14 protein-coding genes are annotated in these 17,486 nt (G+C 44.2%); 6 read left to right on the top strand and 8 right to left on the bottom strand.

Features of this window, described 5'->3' with window-relative positions; translation table 11 throughout:
* Positions 1-165: 165 nt before the first annotated feature.
* Positions 166-1,089, bottom strand: coding sequence for an AEC family transporter (locus DK846_RS11450; protein ID WP_109969090.1), 924 nt, complete (start codon positions 1,087-1,089; stop codon positions 166-168).
* A gap of 399 nt (positions 1,090-1,488) precedes the next feature.
* On the opposite strand from DK846_RS11450, the gene DK846_RS11445 reads away from it, so the two are divergent.
* From DK846_RS11445 to DK846_RS11430, 4 genes are all read left to right on the top strand, one after another.
* On the top strand, positions 1,489-2,310 hold the full coding sequence (locus tag DK846_RS11445; protein ID WP_109969089.1) for an RNA recognition motif domain-containing protein: 822 nt from the start codon (positions 1,489-1,491) through the stop codon (positions 2,308-2,310).
* Positions 2,311-2,320: 10 nt separating this feature from the next.
* Positions 2,321-3,505, top strand: coding sequence for a DUF362 domain-containing protein (locus DK846_RS11440; protein ID WP_109969088.1), 1,185 nt, complete (start codon positions 2,321-2,323; stop codon positions 3,503-3,505).
* Between the two features lie 85 nt (positions 3,506-3,590).
* Positions 3,591-4,256: a DedA family protein gene (locus tag DK846_RS11435; RefSeq protein WP_109969087.1), complete on the top strand. Its 666-nt coding sequence runs from the start codon at positions 3,591-3,593 to the stop codon at positions 4,254-4,256.
* A gap of 60 nt (positions 4,257-4,316) precedes the next feature.
* Positions 4,317-5,258, top strand: coding sequence for an ornithine cyclodeaminase family protein (locus tag DK846_RS11430; protein WP_109969086.1), 942 nt, complete (start codon positions 4,317-4,319; stop codon positions 5,256-5,258).
* 5 nt (positions 5,259-5,263) lie between these two features.
* On the opposite strand, the gene DK846_RS11425 is transcribed toward DK846_RS11430, so the two are convergent.
* Positions 5,264-9,211, bottom strand: a complete 3,948-nt coding sequence (locus DK846_RS11425) for a PAS domain S-box protein (RefSeq protein ID WP_245926546.1) — start codon at positions 9,209-9,211, stop codon at positions 5,264-5,266.
* A 158-nt stretch (positions 9,212-9,369) separates the two neighbouring features.
* Between DK846_RS11425 and DK846_RS11420 the strand changes: the two genes are divergently transcribed.
* Entirely contained in the window at positions 9,370-10,119 is a 750-nt protein-coding gene (locus tag DK846_RS11420) for an MBL fold metallo-hydrolase (protein ID WP_109969084.1), read from the top strand.
* 36 nt (positions 10,120-10,155) lie between these two features.
* Here the strand turns inward: DK846_RS11420 and DK846_RS11415 are convergent, their stop codons facing one another.
* The 5 genes from DK846_RS11415 to DK846_RS11395 all read right to left on the bottom strand — a co-directional run bounded on the left by DK846_RS11415 (position 10,156) and on the right by DK846_RS11395 (position 16,180).
* Positions 10,156-11,931, bottom strand: coding sequence for a carbon starvation CstA family protein (locus tag DK846_RS11415; RefSeq protein WP_109969083.1), 1,776 nt, complete (start codon positions 11,929-11,931; stop codon positions 10,156-10,158).
* Positions 11,932-12,003: 72 nt separating this feature from the next.
* Positions 12,004-12,999 carry an HNH endonuclease gene (locus tag DK846_RS11410; RefSeq protein WP_109969082.1) on the bottom strand — a complete coding sequence of 332 codons (996 nt, stop codon included), beginning with the start codon at positions 12,997-12,999 and terminating at the stop codon, positions 12,004-12,006.
* A 2-nt stretch (positions 13,000-13,001) separates the two neighbouring features.
* Positions 13,002-14,822 (bottom strand): response regulator, encoded by a 1,821-nt coding sequence (locus tag DK846_RS11405; RefSeq protein WP_109969081.1) that lies wholly within the window; start codon positions 14,820-14,822, stop codon positions 13,002-13,004.
* A gap of 65 nt (positions 14,823-14,887) precedes the next feature.
* The gene (locus DK846_RS11400; RefSeq protein WP_109969080.1) at positions 14,888-15,391 is read right to left on the bottom strand and encodes a GNAT family N-acetyltransferase; all 504 of its coding nucleotides are present in this window, start codon (positions 15,389-15,391) and stop codon (positions 14,888-14,890) included.
* Between the two features lie 120 nt (positions 15,392-15,511).
* Positions 15,512-16,180: a MarR family winged helix-turn-helix transcriptional regulator gene (locus DK846_RS11395; RefSeq protein ID WP_109969079.1), complete on the bottom strand. Its 669-nt coding sequence runs from the start codon at positions 16,178-16,180 to the stop codon at positions 15,512-15,514.
* A 288-nt stretch (positions 16,181-16,468) separates the two neighbouring features.
* Here DK846_RS11395 and DK846_RS11390 point away from each other — a divergent pair, with 288 nt between their 5' ends.
* Positions 16,469-16,783 (top strand): carboxymuconolactone decarboxylase family protein, encoded by a 315-nt coding sequence (locus DK846_RS11390; RefSeq protein ID WP_109969078.1) that lies wholly within the window; start codon positions 16,469-16,471, stop codon positions 16,781-16,783.
* A gap of 24 nt (positions 16,784-16,807) precedes the next feature.
* Here DK846_RS11390 and DK846_RS11385 read toward each other — a convergent pair whose 3' ends face one another.
* Complete coding sequence (locus DK846_RS11385) at positions 16,808-17,350, bottom strand: RNA-binding protein (RefSeq protein ID WP_245926532.1); 543 nt, start codon at positions 17,348-17,350, stop codon at positions 16,808-16,810.
* Positions 17,351-17,486 lie beyond the last annotated feature (136 nt).

The raw sequence follows: 17,486 nt of genomic DNA, 5'->3' as shown, positions 1-17,486 counted from the left end.
ACGGCTACCCGTAGTTATTAATATATTACGGATGTCCGTAGCATTATTAATTCAAGATAATACGTGAAAATATCCTCATGTTTGAAATTAAATCTCAAGAATAGTATTCTGAATTGCAATTAGATCAAGAAAATTTTACCCAGGTAGATAATCCAATCAGAAAGTTTACCCGGCACCTAGAAACAAGGCAACACCCGGAATGGTTACAAGAGAAAGGATTGTTGAAAAAAATACCCCCTTTGATGCGATCTCTGCATTCACTCCATACTCTTCAGCAAGAAGTACTGTATTGGCAGCAATGGGCATGGCAGCCAGAAGAACAGGAACACTCAGAAGAAGGGGATCTGAAACAAACGGGCGAAGCAGAAAAAGAACGACCAAAGGTATGATACCAAGTCTGAAGGCAGATACCACCCAGATTCTAAAGTCACCAAACATAGAGCAGAATGGCAATGGAGCCAGAAGAGCACCAATTACAATCATCGCGAGCGGTGTGGTCACTGACCCGAGCATTGAGATCGAGTCTGAAAGAGGCGACGGGATCGTAAAACCTGCAAAAAAGAGCAGAAGTCCAAGCAAAGATGACACCAGACCAGGAGAGAGGATACGCTTGAGGTCAGGATTCCTTGCAAGATCAGGACGAAGAAGGAAGACACCTACTGTGAAAACAAGCAGTCCAAACGGAATATTGATGAGGGTCACGTAAAAGAGAGACTCATGCCCGAAGAGAGCCTGACAGACAGGGTAACCCATGAACCCAAGGTTAGAGAAGATAAGCATGAATCTAAATACACCGGTCTCAAATTGTGAGCCTGAAAGAAAGTAAGGAACCAAAAATGCCGCAATAAATGATATTCCATACACAACAAGTTCTATCGTGAAAATGATCACGATCTCATGAATACGATCCGGAGTTACAGGAACCTGCATACTCTCAATAATCAGGCAGGGGAGAGTGATGTTTACTAGAAGTGATGACAGACCAGTCACACCAGAGCGGGTGATTACCCCCGTGCGGTATGCGATATACCCTATTGCTATCAGTATAAAAAGGGTGAGAATACTCTCAATAATCGGGAGGAGATCCATGATTGATCACACATTTTGAAAACCGGATAATTCCTATTCTCATCTGGTCAGGGCTAGATATTATTACCAACCACGATGGTAAGAGACCAGAGTATGAACCAGGTCAGACCATTAATAATTACAATTTTTCATCCATGACGTGTAAAGCCTTTGCATAAAACCAAAGGATTTGCCATATCAGGACTAAAAGAGTATTAATAGACCACAAAATCGCGGTTTTTACAGGCGGATACTCCGTGATAATAAAACAGGAGAAGAGGGTAACCTCATATCATCAGCAGTAGATGCATACGTAGTTACCCGGTATTACAGATCATGTAATTACAGGACATTAGGTCTTTGAATCTCAAAATTTCTAATTATTATTAATCATAACCCAAAAAAAAGCATTATGATATCATGAACAAGAATAAATTATTCATCGGAAATCTGCATTACTCGGTCACTGAAGACCAGTTACGAACTTTATTTGCCCCCTATGGCAATCTCATCAATGTCAAAGTAATGCAGGGCAAAGGATACGGATTTATTGAAATGGGGACACCCGAACAGGCTCAGAAAATAAAAGACACCCTCAGTGAATCAATATTCCAGGGAAGAAGACTACTCATCGATGGTGTACCATCAAAACGATCAGAACCCAGGAAATGGGCTTCGTTATCTGATGAGCCCCACAGGCCAAAGCGAAAGCCAGACACGAGAAATTATTCTGACCGGAAACCTCGATCAGAAGTATCTGTCAAGCCAGCAGAGCAGGCTCACCATCTTGTCGATGTGACAGATGAGTTCAAAAAAACTAAAAAACCTGAACAGAAGCCGGAGAAGCCAGCAGTCCGTATCGGCCAGTATGCAGCTCCGGTCTCCGATCAAAAGAGCCAGAAGGCAGTACCTTCAGATCGTAACACGCAAGAAACAGGTTCTAAAAGGAAACAAGAGAGTAGAGATCAACCTAATAGAAAACCCTCACAGTCACCGGTCCAGGGAAAAAAGACCAGTCAACCGGGAAACAAGGGAGATTCTAACCGCAGATCCAACGAAGCAAAGCCTAAGAAAATAAAAGAAGCCCCACCAAAGAACCCGCATCCATACCAGGGGTCTAAGAAAACAAAATCCTCACCAAGACCTAATCGTGAACGGAAGCAGGATACGTCCGAACCTCAGGAAGACGAAAGGGTGAGTTATCTCAAATACATGGCATCACGAGCTGAAAAGAAAGAATAGACCTTCTGAAATGACGCTCGAAGACGTTGAAAAGATACCGGTTGGGCTGGTCAGGTGTGATGAGTATGATGAGGATCTGATAGAACAGGCTGTCAGGGATGCCATCAACCTGGCAGGTGGGATCAACAGATTCTTAAAACCAGGTATGCATGTCCTGGTAAAGCCCAACCTCCTTATGGGAGCTGATCCTTCAAAAGCAGTCTGTACCCACCCCGCAGTATTGAAGGCAGTCTGTACTGTTATTACCGGACATGGCTGCACCGTCACCATCGCTGACAGTCCAGGGGCCGGTATCCCATATAAACCCAGAAATCTTATCAAAGCCTATGATCTTGCAGGATACACTGAACTAGGTACCTGCCCTGATGTGACCTTAAACAAAGATACCTCTTCACGAACAGTTTCATTTCCAGATGGATTCTTTGTCAGGCAATTCGAGATCATCTCGCCAATCCTTGACGCCGATGCTGTCGTTGTCGTCTCAAAACTCAAGACCCATATCTACACTGGCTTGACCGGTGCAACAAAGAACATGTTCGGGGCAATCCCGGGCCTTGATAAGCCACCATATCATGCACGGATGCAGGATGATCTCCTCTTTGGAAAGATGCTCATTGACCTGAACCGTTGTGTAAAACCAATACTTCAGGTGATGGATGCCATAGAAATCATGGAAGGTGATGGTCCGATGGCAGGAACTCCTGCTCACCTGGGAGCTATTCTTGCAAGTCCTGATTACATAGCCACTGATATTGTTGCAGCAAGACTCATAGGATTTGAACCTCTCTCAATTGGGAGCATAAAAGCTGCAAAAGAGAAGGGCTTGACCGATGAGAGCCGTATAGATGTTAAAGGGGCAACGATTCAGGAACTAACCCGACCTGATATAATAAAACCTCAAACTCAAATACCAGGAGGTAACAGCACATGGATTCGAAGCCTGTTCCGTCCAGTAGTATATCGACTGGCGGGATCGTACACCCTGCATCCTCACCTTATCAGACATAAATGTACCAGATGCCATAAATGTGAGCGAATATGTCCGGTAAGTGCGGTGAATCTTCAAGATGGGTACCCAATATTTGACAAAAATACGTGTATCAGGTGTTATTGTTGTCATGAGATGTGTGATTCACATGCTATTAGCCTTCAACCAGGACTGCTCTACCGGATACTGAGGCCGTTTATCAGGTAACCGGGATGAAACAGACAAGCAGGATACAAAGGCTCTGTAATCAGGCAACAAGGTATTTTACCACTCATAGGTAACAGATCATCACATGTTGGAAACATTCCCTGGAGTTATCGATCTGTTCATTCATCTTGACAAATATCTTCCTGCGATGGTGGCTTCATACGGAAACCTCATCTACGGAATCCTGTTCGTAATAATCTTCTGCGAGACCGGGCTTGTAGTAACTCCATTTCTTCCCGGCGACTCACTTCTCTTTATCTCCGGAACTGTTGCAGCAGTTGGAGGGCTCAATATTAGCTTACTTCTGGTTCTCATCACCTCTGCGGCAATTATTGGAGATAACGTAAACTACTTCATCGGGAGGTTTGTTGGTCAGAAAATTCTTGAACTAAACCTACCGATGATCAAAAAAGAGCATCTTGACAAGACCCACGAATACTTTGAAAAATACGGTCCGCTCACTATCATCGTTGCACGTTTTGCACCGTTTGTACGGACATTTACCCCATTTATTGCGGGAATGGGAGCAATGGAATATAAAAAATTCCTTCCATATGATATCTGCGGAGGCATCCTATGGGTCTGTACATTCACTCTAGCTGGATATTTCCTTGGAACTATCCCGGTGATTAAGGAAAATATGTCGCTTGTTGCTCTCATTATCATCGTGATCTCCCTTGGGGCAGTCGGATCCATTGTCCTTGAAATTATTCGCTTTTTAAAGAACTGTATAACCTGTCGAGGAAAGTAATACTTTACAGGTTTAGGCTCTTTTCGTAACTTTTTTGATCTCTTGTCACGATCTCATACCATGCGATACTACCCGGCACCTGAATCTTCTATCCAGATGTCAGATGTAATAAATGCTGTGAAAATGGCATTTTTGGATCATGGAAACGGAATTTGCACGATGCCACCAAAGAGTTATGTCCCACTTCCAGGTGGAGATTTTAGGACTATGCCATCGTACCTTCCGAGTCTGAAAACTGCCGGTGTGAAGGTGGTGAATGTCCACCCAAATAACAGGGCACAGGGTCTTCCAACTGTGATGGGAACTATCATCCTTCTCGATCCACCAACAGGAAGACCAGTTGCTATCTTTAATGCAACCGGGCTAACTAACCTTCGCACAGGTGCTGCTGCTGCAGTGGCAACAAGTACTCTTGCTCCGATGAAACAAGGAACTCTGGGCATGATTGGCGCAGGACAACAGGCACGGTCAGGCCTTTTAGCTATTAAGGAGGTATTGGAGATAGAATCAGTCAGGGTTTGGTCACGAAGCCTGAAGACAGCAGAACATCTGGTTGCTGAATTCCCGACATTAGATATCACCATAACTAGCCCGAAACATACCGCTGATTCTGATGTACTGTTGACCACGACTCCATCAGTAAAACCTGTTGTTATGAACGATTGGATCTCTGATGGAACCCATATCAATGCAATCGGGGCAGATGCACCAGGAAAACAGGAACTTGAGTCAACTCTTCTTAGAAGAGCTGAAATATTCGTTGATGACATTGAGCAGGCAATTCATTCAGGAGAGGTAAACGTACCAATAAGCAGTGGTTTTATCTCCCCGGATAGTATTAGAGGAACTCTCGGAGAAGTACTGGTTGGAAAAATACAACGAAGTAGCAGAGAGACCGTCACCATATTTGACTCAACCGGGATTGCCATAACCGACCTTGCAGTAGCATCTGAAGCTGTAAAACATGGAAATTACATCGATCTTCCATTCCCGACAGGTTAATGTACCTACAAGGAGCGGATACCACCAGGTGGGATTACAATCTCAAACCGTGCCCCAACTCCAAATTCTCCGCTCTCTATGATAGACAATCCGGTAATAAAGAGGATCTCACGGGAGAGGAAGAGTCCAAATCCGGTATTACTAAAATACCGTCGATTAAAGATATTCTCTTTCTCTGCCAGAGGAATACCTCCACCATCATCGCTACATATTAAAACGGTCTGATCTTCCTGTTTCTCAATGGAAAAGGAGATTTTAGTCAAACTTTTTCCATACCGGAGAGAATTGTCAATCAGATTAAAAAAGACCTTCTCAAGCAGCGGATCCGCAAATATTTCGCAGTTCTGAATATCTATTAATATCGTAACCTCTCTGGTGTCAAGCAGATGGGCTGCTTTCTGGATCACTGAAGAGAGATTCTGCCATAAAGGAGACTGAATTCCAACAGTCTGGTAATCACGGGTAAAGAGGATTTGCCTTGTTATCGTGTCAGCAGTCTTCTTTTCTTTTGCGATCAGTCCCCGGCTCTCATCATTATCTGCTACATCTTCAGAAAGATCAAGATATCCACTCAGGACAGTCAACTGGTTGAGAATATCATGACGGGTAATACTTGATAGAAGATTCAGTTTTTTATTTGCGTTCTGAATTGCAGACTCGAATCTTTTTCTTTCAGAAATATCTCGACCTATTGAGAGAACCATCTGAACTCCCCGAAACTCATATGAATGGGAACTGATCTCTACGGGGACTGGGTCACCTGCTTTTGTCAAAATAATAGATTCGTAGGTTGCATGCCCGTATTTCTGAAGCATACTCATGTTATTATGTTCACGAGCTTTCGAATCACTATGAAAAATATCAGATGGGGAGAGGTTAAGAAGTTCTTCACGCTGATATCCAAGCAGACTACAAGCGGTATCGTTCACTTCAACAAACCCATCAGGTTTCCCGTTAATAATCCTGAATAGGAAAATTGCATCATTTGCAAGAGTAAAAACTGTCCTAAACCGCTCCTCACTCTCAAGTAGGGAGTTTTCTACCATCTTGCGTTCAGTGATATCTTCCAGGGTCTCAACTGCACCTATCACCTTTCCTGTATCATCCCTAATCGGGGCAGCGGTAATAAAGAGCCATGAACCTCCACCCATTGTCGGGAAGAAATCCACCGCCTGATATCCTCCTTCAATGAGTTGTGATTTTTCATAATGTTCAGGAAAAGAGGTGTTCGTTGTAGCATCAGCACCATCTACTACCAGATCTGCGATACAGGGACGTTTATCATGATAAAAAGCACGCCAGTGTTGATCAGTTCCTACCATCTCTTCAGCAGTAAGGTGTGAATAAGCCTCGAGAGCTGTATTCCAATAGATGATCCGGTGGTCCTGATCAATCACAAACTGAGTAATCGGTGAACCTTTTACGATAGCCTGCAGGGTATTCTCACTATCTCTTAATGCCTGTTCGGCACGAATCCTCCCCGATATATCTATTCCAATGGCTACAAATTCTTCTGCTGAAAAATCAGAACCGACAAGTTTCCTCGTATTCCATAGAATCTCTTTCTGCTCACCAGTTTTTGTCAGGATGGTGGTTTGAAAATCCTGAAGGAACAGATTATTATTGATGATTCTGAATATCGCAGAAGTCACCGATTGTCGATATATGGGATCAGGATAGAGTGCTTTCCATATCCAGGATCGACCTGAAACTTCGCTCCCTGCATATCCAGTTATCTCTTCAGCGGCATGGTTCCAGATCACAATCTTCCCATCTTTATCTAGTACCATCAACCAGACATTGGCACTCATGATGATACTTTCCTGGAACCGTGTTAATGTCTGAATCTCTTCCTCTGCAGCTTTCTGATCAGAAATATCCTGCAAAACCTCGACTGCACCGATGATGACACCATCTGAGCCACGGATAGGAGCAGCAGTAAAGTAGAGCCAGCAACCCTGTTCACCAATTTCAGGGAAGAAATCCACTGCTTCATAAGCACCGTCAATAAGCCTAGAAGGGGCATATTTGCCCAGATACCACCGGGGTATTTCATCTTTCTCCTCCTGAACAAGGAGATCTGCAAGACAGGGACGTTCAGAATGGTAAAATGCCCGCCAGTGATGATTAGTTCCTATGGTCTCATCGGCAGTTACATTGCTGTATTTCTCAAGTGCTTTGTTCCAATAGATCACCTGATGACTACTGTTTATAACAAAAAGGGGGACTGGGGACTCATTTATCACTGCAGAAAGGATTGTTTCATTTCGTTTGAGTCGTTCATGAGTCTCAATCTGCTCAGTCATATCCCTAAAAGTCCCTTCAATACCTGCGGGGTTTCCATCTTCCCCATAATAGACGTGACTGCTTGTAGATACAGGAACCGGAGTTCCATCATGTTTCTTCAGGGTTACAAGGTAGTTAGAAACCGATCCATTTCTATAGACATCTGCAATGAACCTGTCTCGCTCGGTGGGATCTGCATAAAATTCATTAGAGATATTCTTGCCAAGACATTCTTCCAGTGTTTTATACCCCATTAGAGCAAGGACACTCGGGCTTACCATAACTAGCCGACCCTCAAGATCGCTTCGATAAAATATGTCCTGAAGGTTTTCAATAACGCCCCGGTACTGGGATTCACTGTCTGTCAGAGCTAGAGTTGTCAATTTCTGACTTGTGATATCCTCCAGGGTCTCAAGGGCCCCGATTACTTTCCCAGTGTCATCCCTGATGAGAGTTGCAGTAAAAGAGAACCAAATCCCTCCTTTCCCCAAATGAGGAAAGAAATCAACACCTGAATAGGCATCAGGCACAATTGTTGATCTGACAACTTTGTCATCATACCATTCCTGTAGATGATCCTCATGACTGTCAAGAAGCAGATCAGCAAGACAAGGCCGCTTATCCTTGTAGAAGACACGCCAATGTTGATCTGTTCCAATAATCTCTGATTCATTAATGCCAGTTGAAACAACAAGGGCATTATTCCAATGAATCACACGGTGATCAGTATCTATCACAAACTGAGGAATAGGAGAACCTTGCAGGATAGCATTTAATTTAGCTTCATTAGACTTCAGTGCCTGTTCATTTTGGGCAATTGTTTGATACTGTGTCTGAAGTTCCTCCTCAGTTGAGAGAAGTTCCTCATATGAGGCTGCGAGTTCTTCTCCTTTTTTACGTAACTCTTCCTCGCTTCTTTTGCGGATAGTGATATCACGAATTATTCCGAGGAGAAGGTTTTTTTCATTTACCATTATCCTGGTCAGACTGACCTCGCTGTCAAATACTGTTCCATCAGCCCGTTGGTGTTTCCATTCAAATAACAGGGGTTTTCCAGAGAGGGCTTTTTGTATCTGGGCTGAACCCTTCTCTTTCGAAAGGGATCCATCTTCCTGATATTCAGGAGAGAAATCCATTGGGGAACGTCCGATGACCGCTTCCAATGGTACCCCAAACAAAGCAGCAGTAGGTGGATTACATTCAATTATCTCGGTATTGTCCAGAAGAAGAATTGCATCAAAAGCTGAATCAAAGAGAGTATGGTACTTCTGTTCGTTCTCCCTTAATGCAGATTCAGCCCGATGCCGACGAACCAACTGACGAATATGGTTGCTCATTTCGGCAAATTGTGATGTGGGGTCCCCCCCTTTCTGCAGGTAAAAATCTGCACCTTCTTTTAGTGCAGCAACCGCTACCTCTTCTCTGCCTCTCCCTGTGAAGATTATAAAAGGAATAGTGTTTCCACTACCACGGATTTGTTTTAAAAACTCGATCCCATCCATTCCAGGCATCTGGTAATCAGAAACAATGACGTCAAAGACCTCATGTTGTATACGCTCAAGAGCACGACTGGGTGAAAATTCTGTTTGTACTTGTAGTTCTCCGGTTTTTTCAAGAAATATTTTGCAGATTTCAAGAAGCATCTGCTCATCATCAACATACAGCACAGAGATCAATGATCTGCCCCCCCCTATCAGTGTGGGTATTCTCGTTGATAACCAGATATTCTTTTCCATGGGGTTTTGCGGATTAAGGTATCTGGTTTTTTTGTAGAAAAGAGATGATTACCCTTGATACATGGTAAAACCTATGAGTTAGGTAGTGAATGACATCAATAACTATCACCCTGCTAGGCACCAACGGCTGGTACCCAACAAAAACCGGAAATACCCTTTCCATCTTCATCCAGACACCAGAGGTAGCAATAATCCTGGACGCTGGAGATGGAATACACAAGGTCGCAGACATCTGCCCTGAAGTTCAAACACCGGCTTGCCTCTTCCTCTCACATTTTCATGTGGATCATATCAGTGGACTCCATACCCTTGCACGCTTCAGGTTCGCAAAAGGGCTTTCAATATATGGACCACCAGGCACCAGAGATCTCCTCACATCATTCATAGGGTATCCATTCACTGTTCCAGTTGCAGAACTGCCATATCACGTGACTATCACCGATCTCCCTGAAGGAAGAACAGTCTGTGAAGTTCCTGTGACTGTAGCTCCTCTTGTCCATACCCAGATGGTTTACGGATATAGGTTTGAACTCGGAAAGATCATTGCTTTCTGTACCGATACCGGCCCATGTGAGAATTACATAAAACTGGCCCAAAATACTGACTTGTTGATCTCCGAATGCTCCTATCTTCCCGGACAAGAGACACCAGCATGGCCACATATGAACCCGGAGATGGCAATTGATGCTGCCAGAAAAGCAGGTGCAAAGAGACTGGCACTCGTTCACTTTGCAGCTGATCTCTATACCAGCATCACACAGAGACGAGACATCAGAAATGTTGTAATAATGGGGGATGACCTTATCATCGGAGAGGATGATATGGTCATAAGGTTGTAAAGAAGAAACCCATGGAAAGACCAAGGCCACCGGACCTTATATAGATACTTTTTTCCCGAGCAAAACATGCCACTTCCAGATTGCTTCTGCCAAAACCAAAACCATCAGGATCATCAGTACAATAGATATTAGGGTGAGAAGATACCCGGTTGCAGATTCCATCTTCAGGTAATTTAGGATATTCAGATACCCCGCATCAAGAGTAATCGGGATCATCGCGATCCCCGGTATGGCAGTCACCCACATGTACCGTTTCTGCCCCATTTTGATAAGAAGGGTAGTTCCCACAATAAGGGCAGTTGCAGCCAGCAACTGGTTTGACATCCCGAATAATGGCCAGATGGTTGATATCTCACCGGTGTAGAGCAGATATCCCCAGGAGAAGGTGAAGACAATACTGGTGATGATGATGCCGGGAAACCACCTTTTTTCAGAGAAACGCGGAATAACTCTTTCAACTAGTTCCTGTAACAGGTATCTCCCAACACGTGTTCCGGTATCTACTGCAGTGAGGACGAATGCAGCCTCAAACAAAATTGCAAAATGATACCAGTAACTCATGAGACCCTGCATGAATGGGATTCTTGAGAAAATTGATGCCATTCCAACTGCAAGGGAGACAGCACCACCGGTACGGCCGGAAAGGGTCTCTCCAATCATCTGTTCAAGTTCCGGAAGCTGGACCGGAACCATCCCAAGTGTGCTGTAGACGGCAGGGGGGACGTTGATGGCATAATAATCAGCAGGAATCATGGAACTGGCTGCAACAAGGGCAACTATTGCAACAAATCCTTCCATGAGCATTGCCCCGTACCCAACCGGCAGAATATCGCGTTCGTTTGTTATCATCTTCGGTGTCGTCCCAGTACCGATGATGGCATGAAATCCCGATAAAGCTCCACAGGCAATTGTGATGAATAAAAATGGAATCGCAGGGCCTGGGATAATGGGGCCTCCTCCATTGAAGTATTCAGTAACCGCTGGCATCTGGATCTCTGGCTGAACAATAAAAATTCCAACTGCCAGAATCAAAATGGTACCTATCTTAAGATATGTCGAAAGGTAATCCCTTGGGCAGAGTAGAAGCCAGACTGGCAGAATTGCTGCTAATACCCCATATATGGGGATCATGACTCTGAGAGGAATCTCCCCGAGGGTAAATAAAGAAGATATGAACGGGAGATGACCAAGAATAGGGCCAGCAATGATGACCAGGCTCAAGAGGACAATGCCGATGATTGTTCCTCCCAGGTAGTCAAATGGCCGAATCCTGTTCATATAATACCCCATGAGCAGTGCTATCGGAATGGTTGAGAGCACAGTGAGAGTATTTACCGGACTCATGTAGAGAGCCTTTACCACAGCAAGGGAGAGACCGGCGAGTGTGAGCATCAGGATAAATATGATTGCAAGAGAAGCGATTATCCCCGCTCGTTTGCCAAGAAGATCCTCTGCGATGAGAGAGAGGCTTTGTCCACGATACCTGACTGATGCAAAGAGAACGACAACATCATGCACCGCTCCCCCAACAACCGCTCCGATAAGGATCCATAATAGTCCTGGAAGGTATCCAAACTGGGCTGCAAGAACTGGTCCTACGAGAGGTCCTGCTCCTGCAATTGCTGCGAAGTGATGACCAAACAGGACGTATTTATTAGTAGGATAATAATCATGCCCATCGTTCTCTGACTCCGCAGGGGTTCGTCTCGTTTCATCGAGTTTAAGAACACGTGTTGCGATGAACAGACCGTAATAACGGTACCCGAGAGCAAAAACACAGATGGCGATAATAAGAATTATGACTGCATTCACAGCACACCAGAATAGTACCTTAGGAATAAATACCAATAAAGGATGAGTATCTGCCTTTCCGTTGCTGGTACATCAGGGGTTTGATGGTATCATACACTTTCCGCCAGAATGTATGACCTCAATCTGGTCACCCAATAGTACCTGAATCTGACCATTATGAATTTCCTGGTGATGATCCAGACAGACAACCAGCATATTTCTGGCATTATCAGCGCCTCCTTCAGAGAGCGGTATTATGTGATGTACGGTGATCGGAGATTTGCAGGTGGAATCCCTTAAGTTGTCAGTTATGGCACATATTTGGCATTCTCCGTTATGCAACTGTTTCACCAGAAACGAGAGAAACGTGTTTCTGCGCATCTGTATCGGGAGAATTCGGTTTTCCTCCTCCTTGATCATCTGCCGGAGATCATGACCCTGCTCAAGAAGGTTTGCATAAAGACGATGGTATCTTCTCTGCGAAGGGAGGGGAGAGATATTTTGTCTACCTATAAGCAAATCATCCGGGGTTTTTTCAGGAGGGAAAAACTCTGACTGAAACTCTGGAAAGACCTCAAGCAGCCTGAGGAGGAGGTCGGGTTCTTCTGATCTGATCCGGTGACTAACATCGGATTTCTGCAGAACTGCCTCAAAAACCTGACGAGCCGTTATCGGGGCTAGACCGAAGGTAGGCCACCATTCTAACAGGAGAGAGAGTTCGAGTTGATCAGCAATTGCAAATTTTAGCCTGCCACGCTTGTTCAGGATCATGTTGCCTATCGCATCGGCAGCATTGAGATTGAGCAGAGCCTTAAGAGAAGAAGAGATGTTAAATACCAACCCGATAAGGTGAGCATATAGTGGAAAAACAGACGAATATGGTCCTTCAGCCCGGGCAAACAAGAATTCAAGGAATGCAATCAGGGGTGCTTCGGTTCCGAGTATCAGAAGATCTACAGCAGGGTCACCCTTGCAGATATTGTGAATTCTTGATAGGATAGCACATTCACCAGGAGAATTTTCGGAAAGAAGTTCAGCAGAAAAGTGATCAAATTGATCTTGATACTTTTTCCAGTTCAGGCGGGCCATACTTACTGAAGGGAGTTCGGATTTTCATCACCAGAGTCACGGTTTTCAGAGGTATTTAGCCGATCAGTTATCCCCCTGACATATTCGATAACACCAGTTATCTTTCCGGCTGCAGAATCAAAGAGTGGATACGAGTATACATCTAGTGAACCCACCGTCCCTTCAGCCCCTCTCCTTTTGATTATCTTGTGAGCAGGATGTCCGGTTCGTAATGTCCTGATAGCAGGGCAATCCTCACACGGGGTTGATGAATGATAATATACTTCATAACATTTCAGTCCGGTGACAGACGTGCCATCTTTTGAAAATTTGTTCATCGCCGGATTAGCCTTAATGATCCGAAGATCAGTGTCAAGAACTGTAATGCCATCCTGAATGCTTGAAAAAACGTCTCTGATAAACCGTTCATCTTCCCTGATGCGAGCTTCTCCCCAGGCAAGGTCCTTATACTGCTGCCGTAATTCTTCTTCGGTAGCCGTGAGCTGCTCATACGCTGCTTTAAGTTCATCCTGCTCACGTTTGTGATCCGTCACATCACGGATAGACTCAATTGCCCCAATGACTTCTCCTTCAGAATTATATAGTGGGGTTGCAGTAAACCAGAAGTACCCACCTTTGCCTCCATATATGTGAGGTACTTCCATCTCTGAAAAGTACTTGTCGCCCTTCTTAGTCAGTTTTTTGTAATGATTTTCAATCGAAAGATTACTCCTCAGCACCACATCAATGAGCATCGGCCTTCTACAGCCCCAGAACGGCTCAGCATATGAGAAATCACCGGTTCCAAGTATTTCAGATCGGTCAATTCCGGTCATCTCTTCAATTGCATTATTCCATGCGATAACAATTCCACTCAGGTCGATAGCAAAGGTGGCGTCCGGAAGGAAACTGATTATATCATTAAGACGCCTTTCACTGTCCCTGATCTGCTTCTCATTCCGTGCAAGATCCTCAAATTGCTGACGTAATTCTTCTTCAGCAGCTGCAAGCTGTTCATATGCTGTCTTAACATCTTCTTCTGCTTTTTTTCTAGTTGTAATATCTCTAATGGACTCTATTGCACCGATAATCGTGCCTTCAGAATTGTAAATCGGGGAAGCTACAAGCCATAAATATCCCCCGGTACCTCCATTAAGCATCGGAACATACCGTTCAGCAATAAGTTTATTCCCTATTTTGGTAATTGTTGGATACATCGCCGTGGTTTCAGGAAAGTCATGAAGGACATGGTCAATAAGGAGTGGACCCTTCTCCCCAAAGAGATGCACCGAATAGATCTGGTTTCCTTGCCCAATGATCTCACTTTTTCTGACACCGCTCATCTCCTCTATTGCACGGTTCCAGGTGATAACTTTCCCATTAAGATCAATTGCAAACGTCGGATCAGGAAGGAAATCGATGAGATCTTCCAGCATACGCTGAGAGTTGCGCAGTTCCTCAGAAACCTTTACCCTTTCAGCTGCCAGTCTGACTTTATATTCAAGTTCCGCAAACTGTGACCTTGGTTCGCCACCTTTCTGCAGGTAGAAATCAGCACCATTATTCAGAGCTTCAATTACCACGTCTTCCCTCCCTTTTCCGGTAAAGAGAATGAAGGGAAGGGTATGCCAGGCCTTCCGGACTTCTTTTAGGAATTCAAGCCCATCCATTTCAGGCATTTGGTAATCTGAAACCACACAATCATACGTGGATTCAGTAAGGAGAGAAAGAGCCTGTAATGGGGATAAGACAGTATCAACCACAAGGTTCCCTCCCCGTTCCAGGAAAATCTTTCCAATATCAAGAAGACCTGGTTCATCATCCACATACAGGACAGACAACATAGAGTTGTCTAATACCTTGGCATCAAAAATATTAATCAGGATAGGTTGAAATCAGGGTAAACCGGTCAGATATTCTTCTGCATCCAGACCGTGTCAAAGAATATTCCACTCTTCTTTCCTACATTCATGAACCTGCCACAGTGAACAAACCCATGTTTGTGGTGGAACCTAATACTTCCTTCATTCAGTGAGGAGATCTGGGCAAGAATATTGCATATCCCAATTTCACGACCTTTCATCTCAAGATACGACAATATTTCTCCACCAATTCCTTTCCCGGTATAATCAGGGTGTATGAAGTAGGTGATCTCGGCTGTGTGTGCAAACGCAGGCATCGAATTGTGAGGGCGGAGCATTCCAAACCCGATAATATGGCCATCCCTCCTGATGCCCACTGATGGAAACAAACCAAGAAGTCCGAGCATATATTCAAAAAAGGTATCCGGAACCGGTTGTTCCAGAAAAGCCGCATTGTTATTCAGAATATAATAGTTAAAAATTGAAATCACATCAGGTCCGTCAGTAATACTAAGTGGAGAAAAATTTACAATCGAATTATGATCTGTCATCTTTTCACCGATACTAGGCCTGATGATCCCGAAAGGTATCTCATCAGCCCCATCATTAGTTTATTGAGGGAATGATTAAGATACTTTACCATACTGATACAGACATGAACTAATCAGTACTTAAGGAATATCAGAGGATTCTGAAGAATATGAAGAGAGAAAATCCCGAATATGATCATTTCGTATCAGAAGGGAGTGATCAATTGTTGTCATAAGTCTGACAAGGAGTTCAAGCAGGATCGTTCGTTCATGATCTGATAATGCAGCCAGATATGAAATGATCTCCTTATCAACGTTTGAATGAAGAGATTTATGCCATTCAAAGGCTTTTTTTCCATTTGGAGTTAGATGGAGACTAATATTTTTCCGGTTTCCTTCTTCACGACCGCGAATAAGGTATCCTTTCACAACCAGTTTTTGAACCATTTGGGATACTGCACTCTTTGTGACACCCATACGAACAGCTAGATCAGAAATCGTATCACCCTGATATCTTCCTGCCATGTCAATCAGATGAATCTCTGCTGCTGTTAGGAGTGGGCCATCCCCTAGATCCACCGGCTGATTATCAATAAAAGCAGCTTTCTGAATAACCTGAACAAGAGTAACCAGTATCTGTGATGAGATCATGTCAGGCTCACCTGCCAGTATCTCTCCCATAGATAGAGTATCAATTGATACAGATATCTGGCTGCCGAATTTTTTCCAGCAGACAAACCAGAAATAGCCCTGAACAATAAGAAAATTTAATGGTGGTATAAAACTACGAGAGGAAAGGATATCATCCAAAGATTTAAGATACTCGATCTGTTTGGTACATACAATTCAATATGATTTACAGTAACACAGAATCCCTCATCATCGGTAACATAGATCCAGGTAATATTTCAGATCTTCCAATCCACTTCATCACCAGGGGTAGGTGCAGAAACCGCGAAAAAACGTTTAATCATTATCCGTAAGGAATTTGCCCCACACTCATAGAACACAGAAGGTGGAGTCACCGTAAAAAAGCCGCTTATTCTTGAGCTAATTATCGTGATATAAACTGATAATCTACCGGATTCTATATCATTTATGGATAAGAATCCAATGGAATTATTCCAACAGGAAGCACCTGAAGTTGCTGTTGCATTTAACAACCTGATAAGAGCGGTTGCCGGGTCAGGCGGCCTTGACGGAAAGACAAAACAACTCATCTACATCGCTATGAAAGCAGCTGCCGGTGATGATGGAGCAGTACGGGCACATATTCCGATGGCCAAACAAATGGGTGCAACAAGGGAAGAGGTTGTTGATGCTATTCTCATGACCCTAACAGTTTCAGGAATCAGGGGAGTAGTGACCTGCCTCCCTGAGGTAGTCAGACAGTTCGATAATCAAAAAAACTGAGAGGATTCAATATAGTTCTAAAGATCAGGATCTCCGGCCAGGGCCGCTGTTACGTCTTGCTGGCATTGACGATCTTCTGGCAGGTGATGATCGCTGGCCAGGTCTTCCGGACCTGTTCGTGGACTGACCCGACCTTCGATCATGATACCCGGACCCGGATCCTGGTTTAGATTGATGGGGACCAGACCTTGAGGGTGAACCACGGGAGCCTTCTCTCTGTCCTGATTTTGATGGACCCTTTTTTGACTTCAAAAAAGGTCTGACACCATCGATTAGCAGGTTACGACCTTCAAACTCAGTTTCACTCAGGGCTTCACGGGCTGCTCTGGCCTGTTCTATGCTCCCCATCTCCACAAACCCGTATCCCTTCTTCTCCAAAATCCGAACGCTAATAACCTCTCCAAACTTGGAAAACAACGTCTTCAGTTGTCCTTCCCGGACTGAATACGTAAGGTTGCCGACAAATAATTTACGGTTATTCATAACCTGCTCCAAGAACTGCTCCACAAACACCGGTTTGCCAATGGAGACTGGACAAATAGTGAGAGTGTTGCTTCGCTGGATCATCTCTGCGAGCAGAATATAAAGGTCTATGGTATCTCTTGAAAGAAAAGACGATTCCCAGGTACAGGGGATCTGTGACAGATAATTGGGTCATCACACTGAAAAAAAGCCAGGGTGATGATGGTATGGACTCTTCTAG

The organism is Methanospirillum lacunae (genome assembly GCF_003173355.1).
GTDB classification, from domain to species: Archaea; Halobacteriota; Methanomicrobia; order Methanomicrobiales; family Methanospirillaceae; genus Methanospirillum; species Methanospirillum lacunae.
Note: the sequence above shows the minus strand (reverse complement) of the source record. Positions and strands in the feature narration are given on the sequence as shown.

Excerpts from the sequence above, each read along its gene's own strand:
- DK846_RS11445 (WP_109969089.1), top strand. The coding sequence starts at position 1,489 with ATGAACAAGAATAAATTATTCATCGGAAATCTGCATTACTCGGTCACT.
- DK846_RS11385 (WP_245926532.1), bottom strand. The coding sequence starts at position 17,350 with ATGATCCAGCGAAGCAACACTCTCACTATTTGTCCAGTCTCCATTGGC.
- DK846_RS11420 (WP_109969084.1), top strand. The coding sequence starts at position 9,370 with ATGACATCAATAACTATCACCCTGCTAGGCACCAACGGCTGGTACCCA.
- DK846_RS11430 (WP_109969086.1), top strand. The coding sequence starts at position 4,317 with ATGCGATACTACCCGGCACCTGAATCTTCTATCCAGATGTCAGATGTA.
- DK846_RS11450 (WP_109969090.1), bottom strand. The coding sequence starts at position 1,089 with ATGGATCTCCTCCCGATTATTGAGAGTATTCTCACCCTTTTTATACTG.
- DK846_RS11440 (WP_109969088.1), top strand. The coding sequence starts at position 2,321 with ATGACGCTCGAAGACGTTGAAAAGATACCGGTTGGGCTGGTCAGGTGT.
- DK846_RS11410 (WP_109969082.1), bottom strand. The coding sequence starts at position 12,999 with ATGGCCCGCCTGAACTGGAAAAAGTATCAAGATCAATTTGATCACTTT.
- DK846_RS11405 (WP_109969081.1), bottom strand. The coding sequence starts at position 14,822 with ATGTTGTCTGTCCTGTATGTGGATGATGAACCAGGTCTTCTTGATATT.
- DK846_RS11435 (WP_109969087.1), top strand. The coding sequence starts at position 3,591 with ATGTTGGAAACATTCCCTGGAGTTATCGATCTGTTCATTCATCTTGAC.
- DK846_RS11390 (WP_109969078.1), top strand. The coding sequence starts at position 16,469 with ATGGATAAGAATCCAATGGAATTATTCCAACAGGAAGCACCTGAAGTT.
- DK846_RS11400 (WP_109969080.1), bottom strand. The coding sequence starts at position 15,391 with ATGACAGATCATAATTCGATTGTAAATTTTTCTCCACTTAGTATTACT.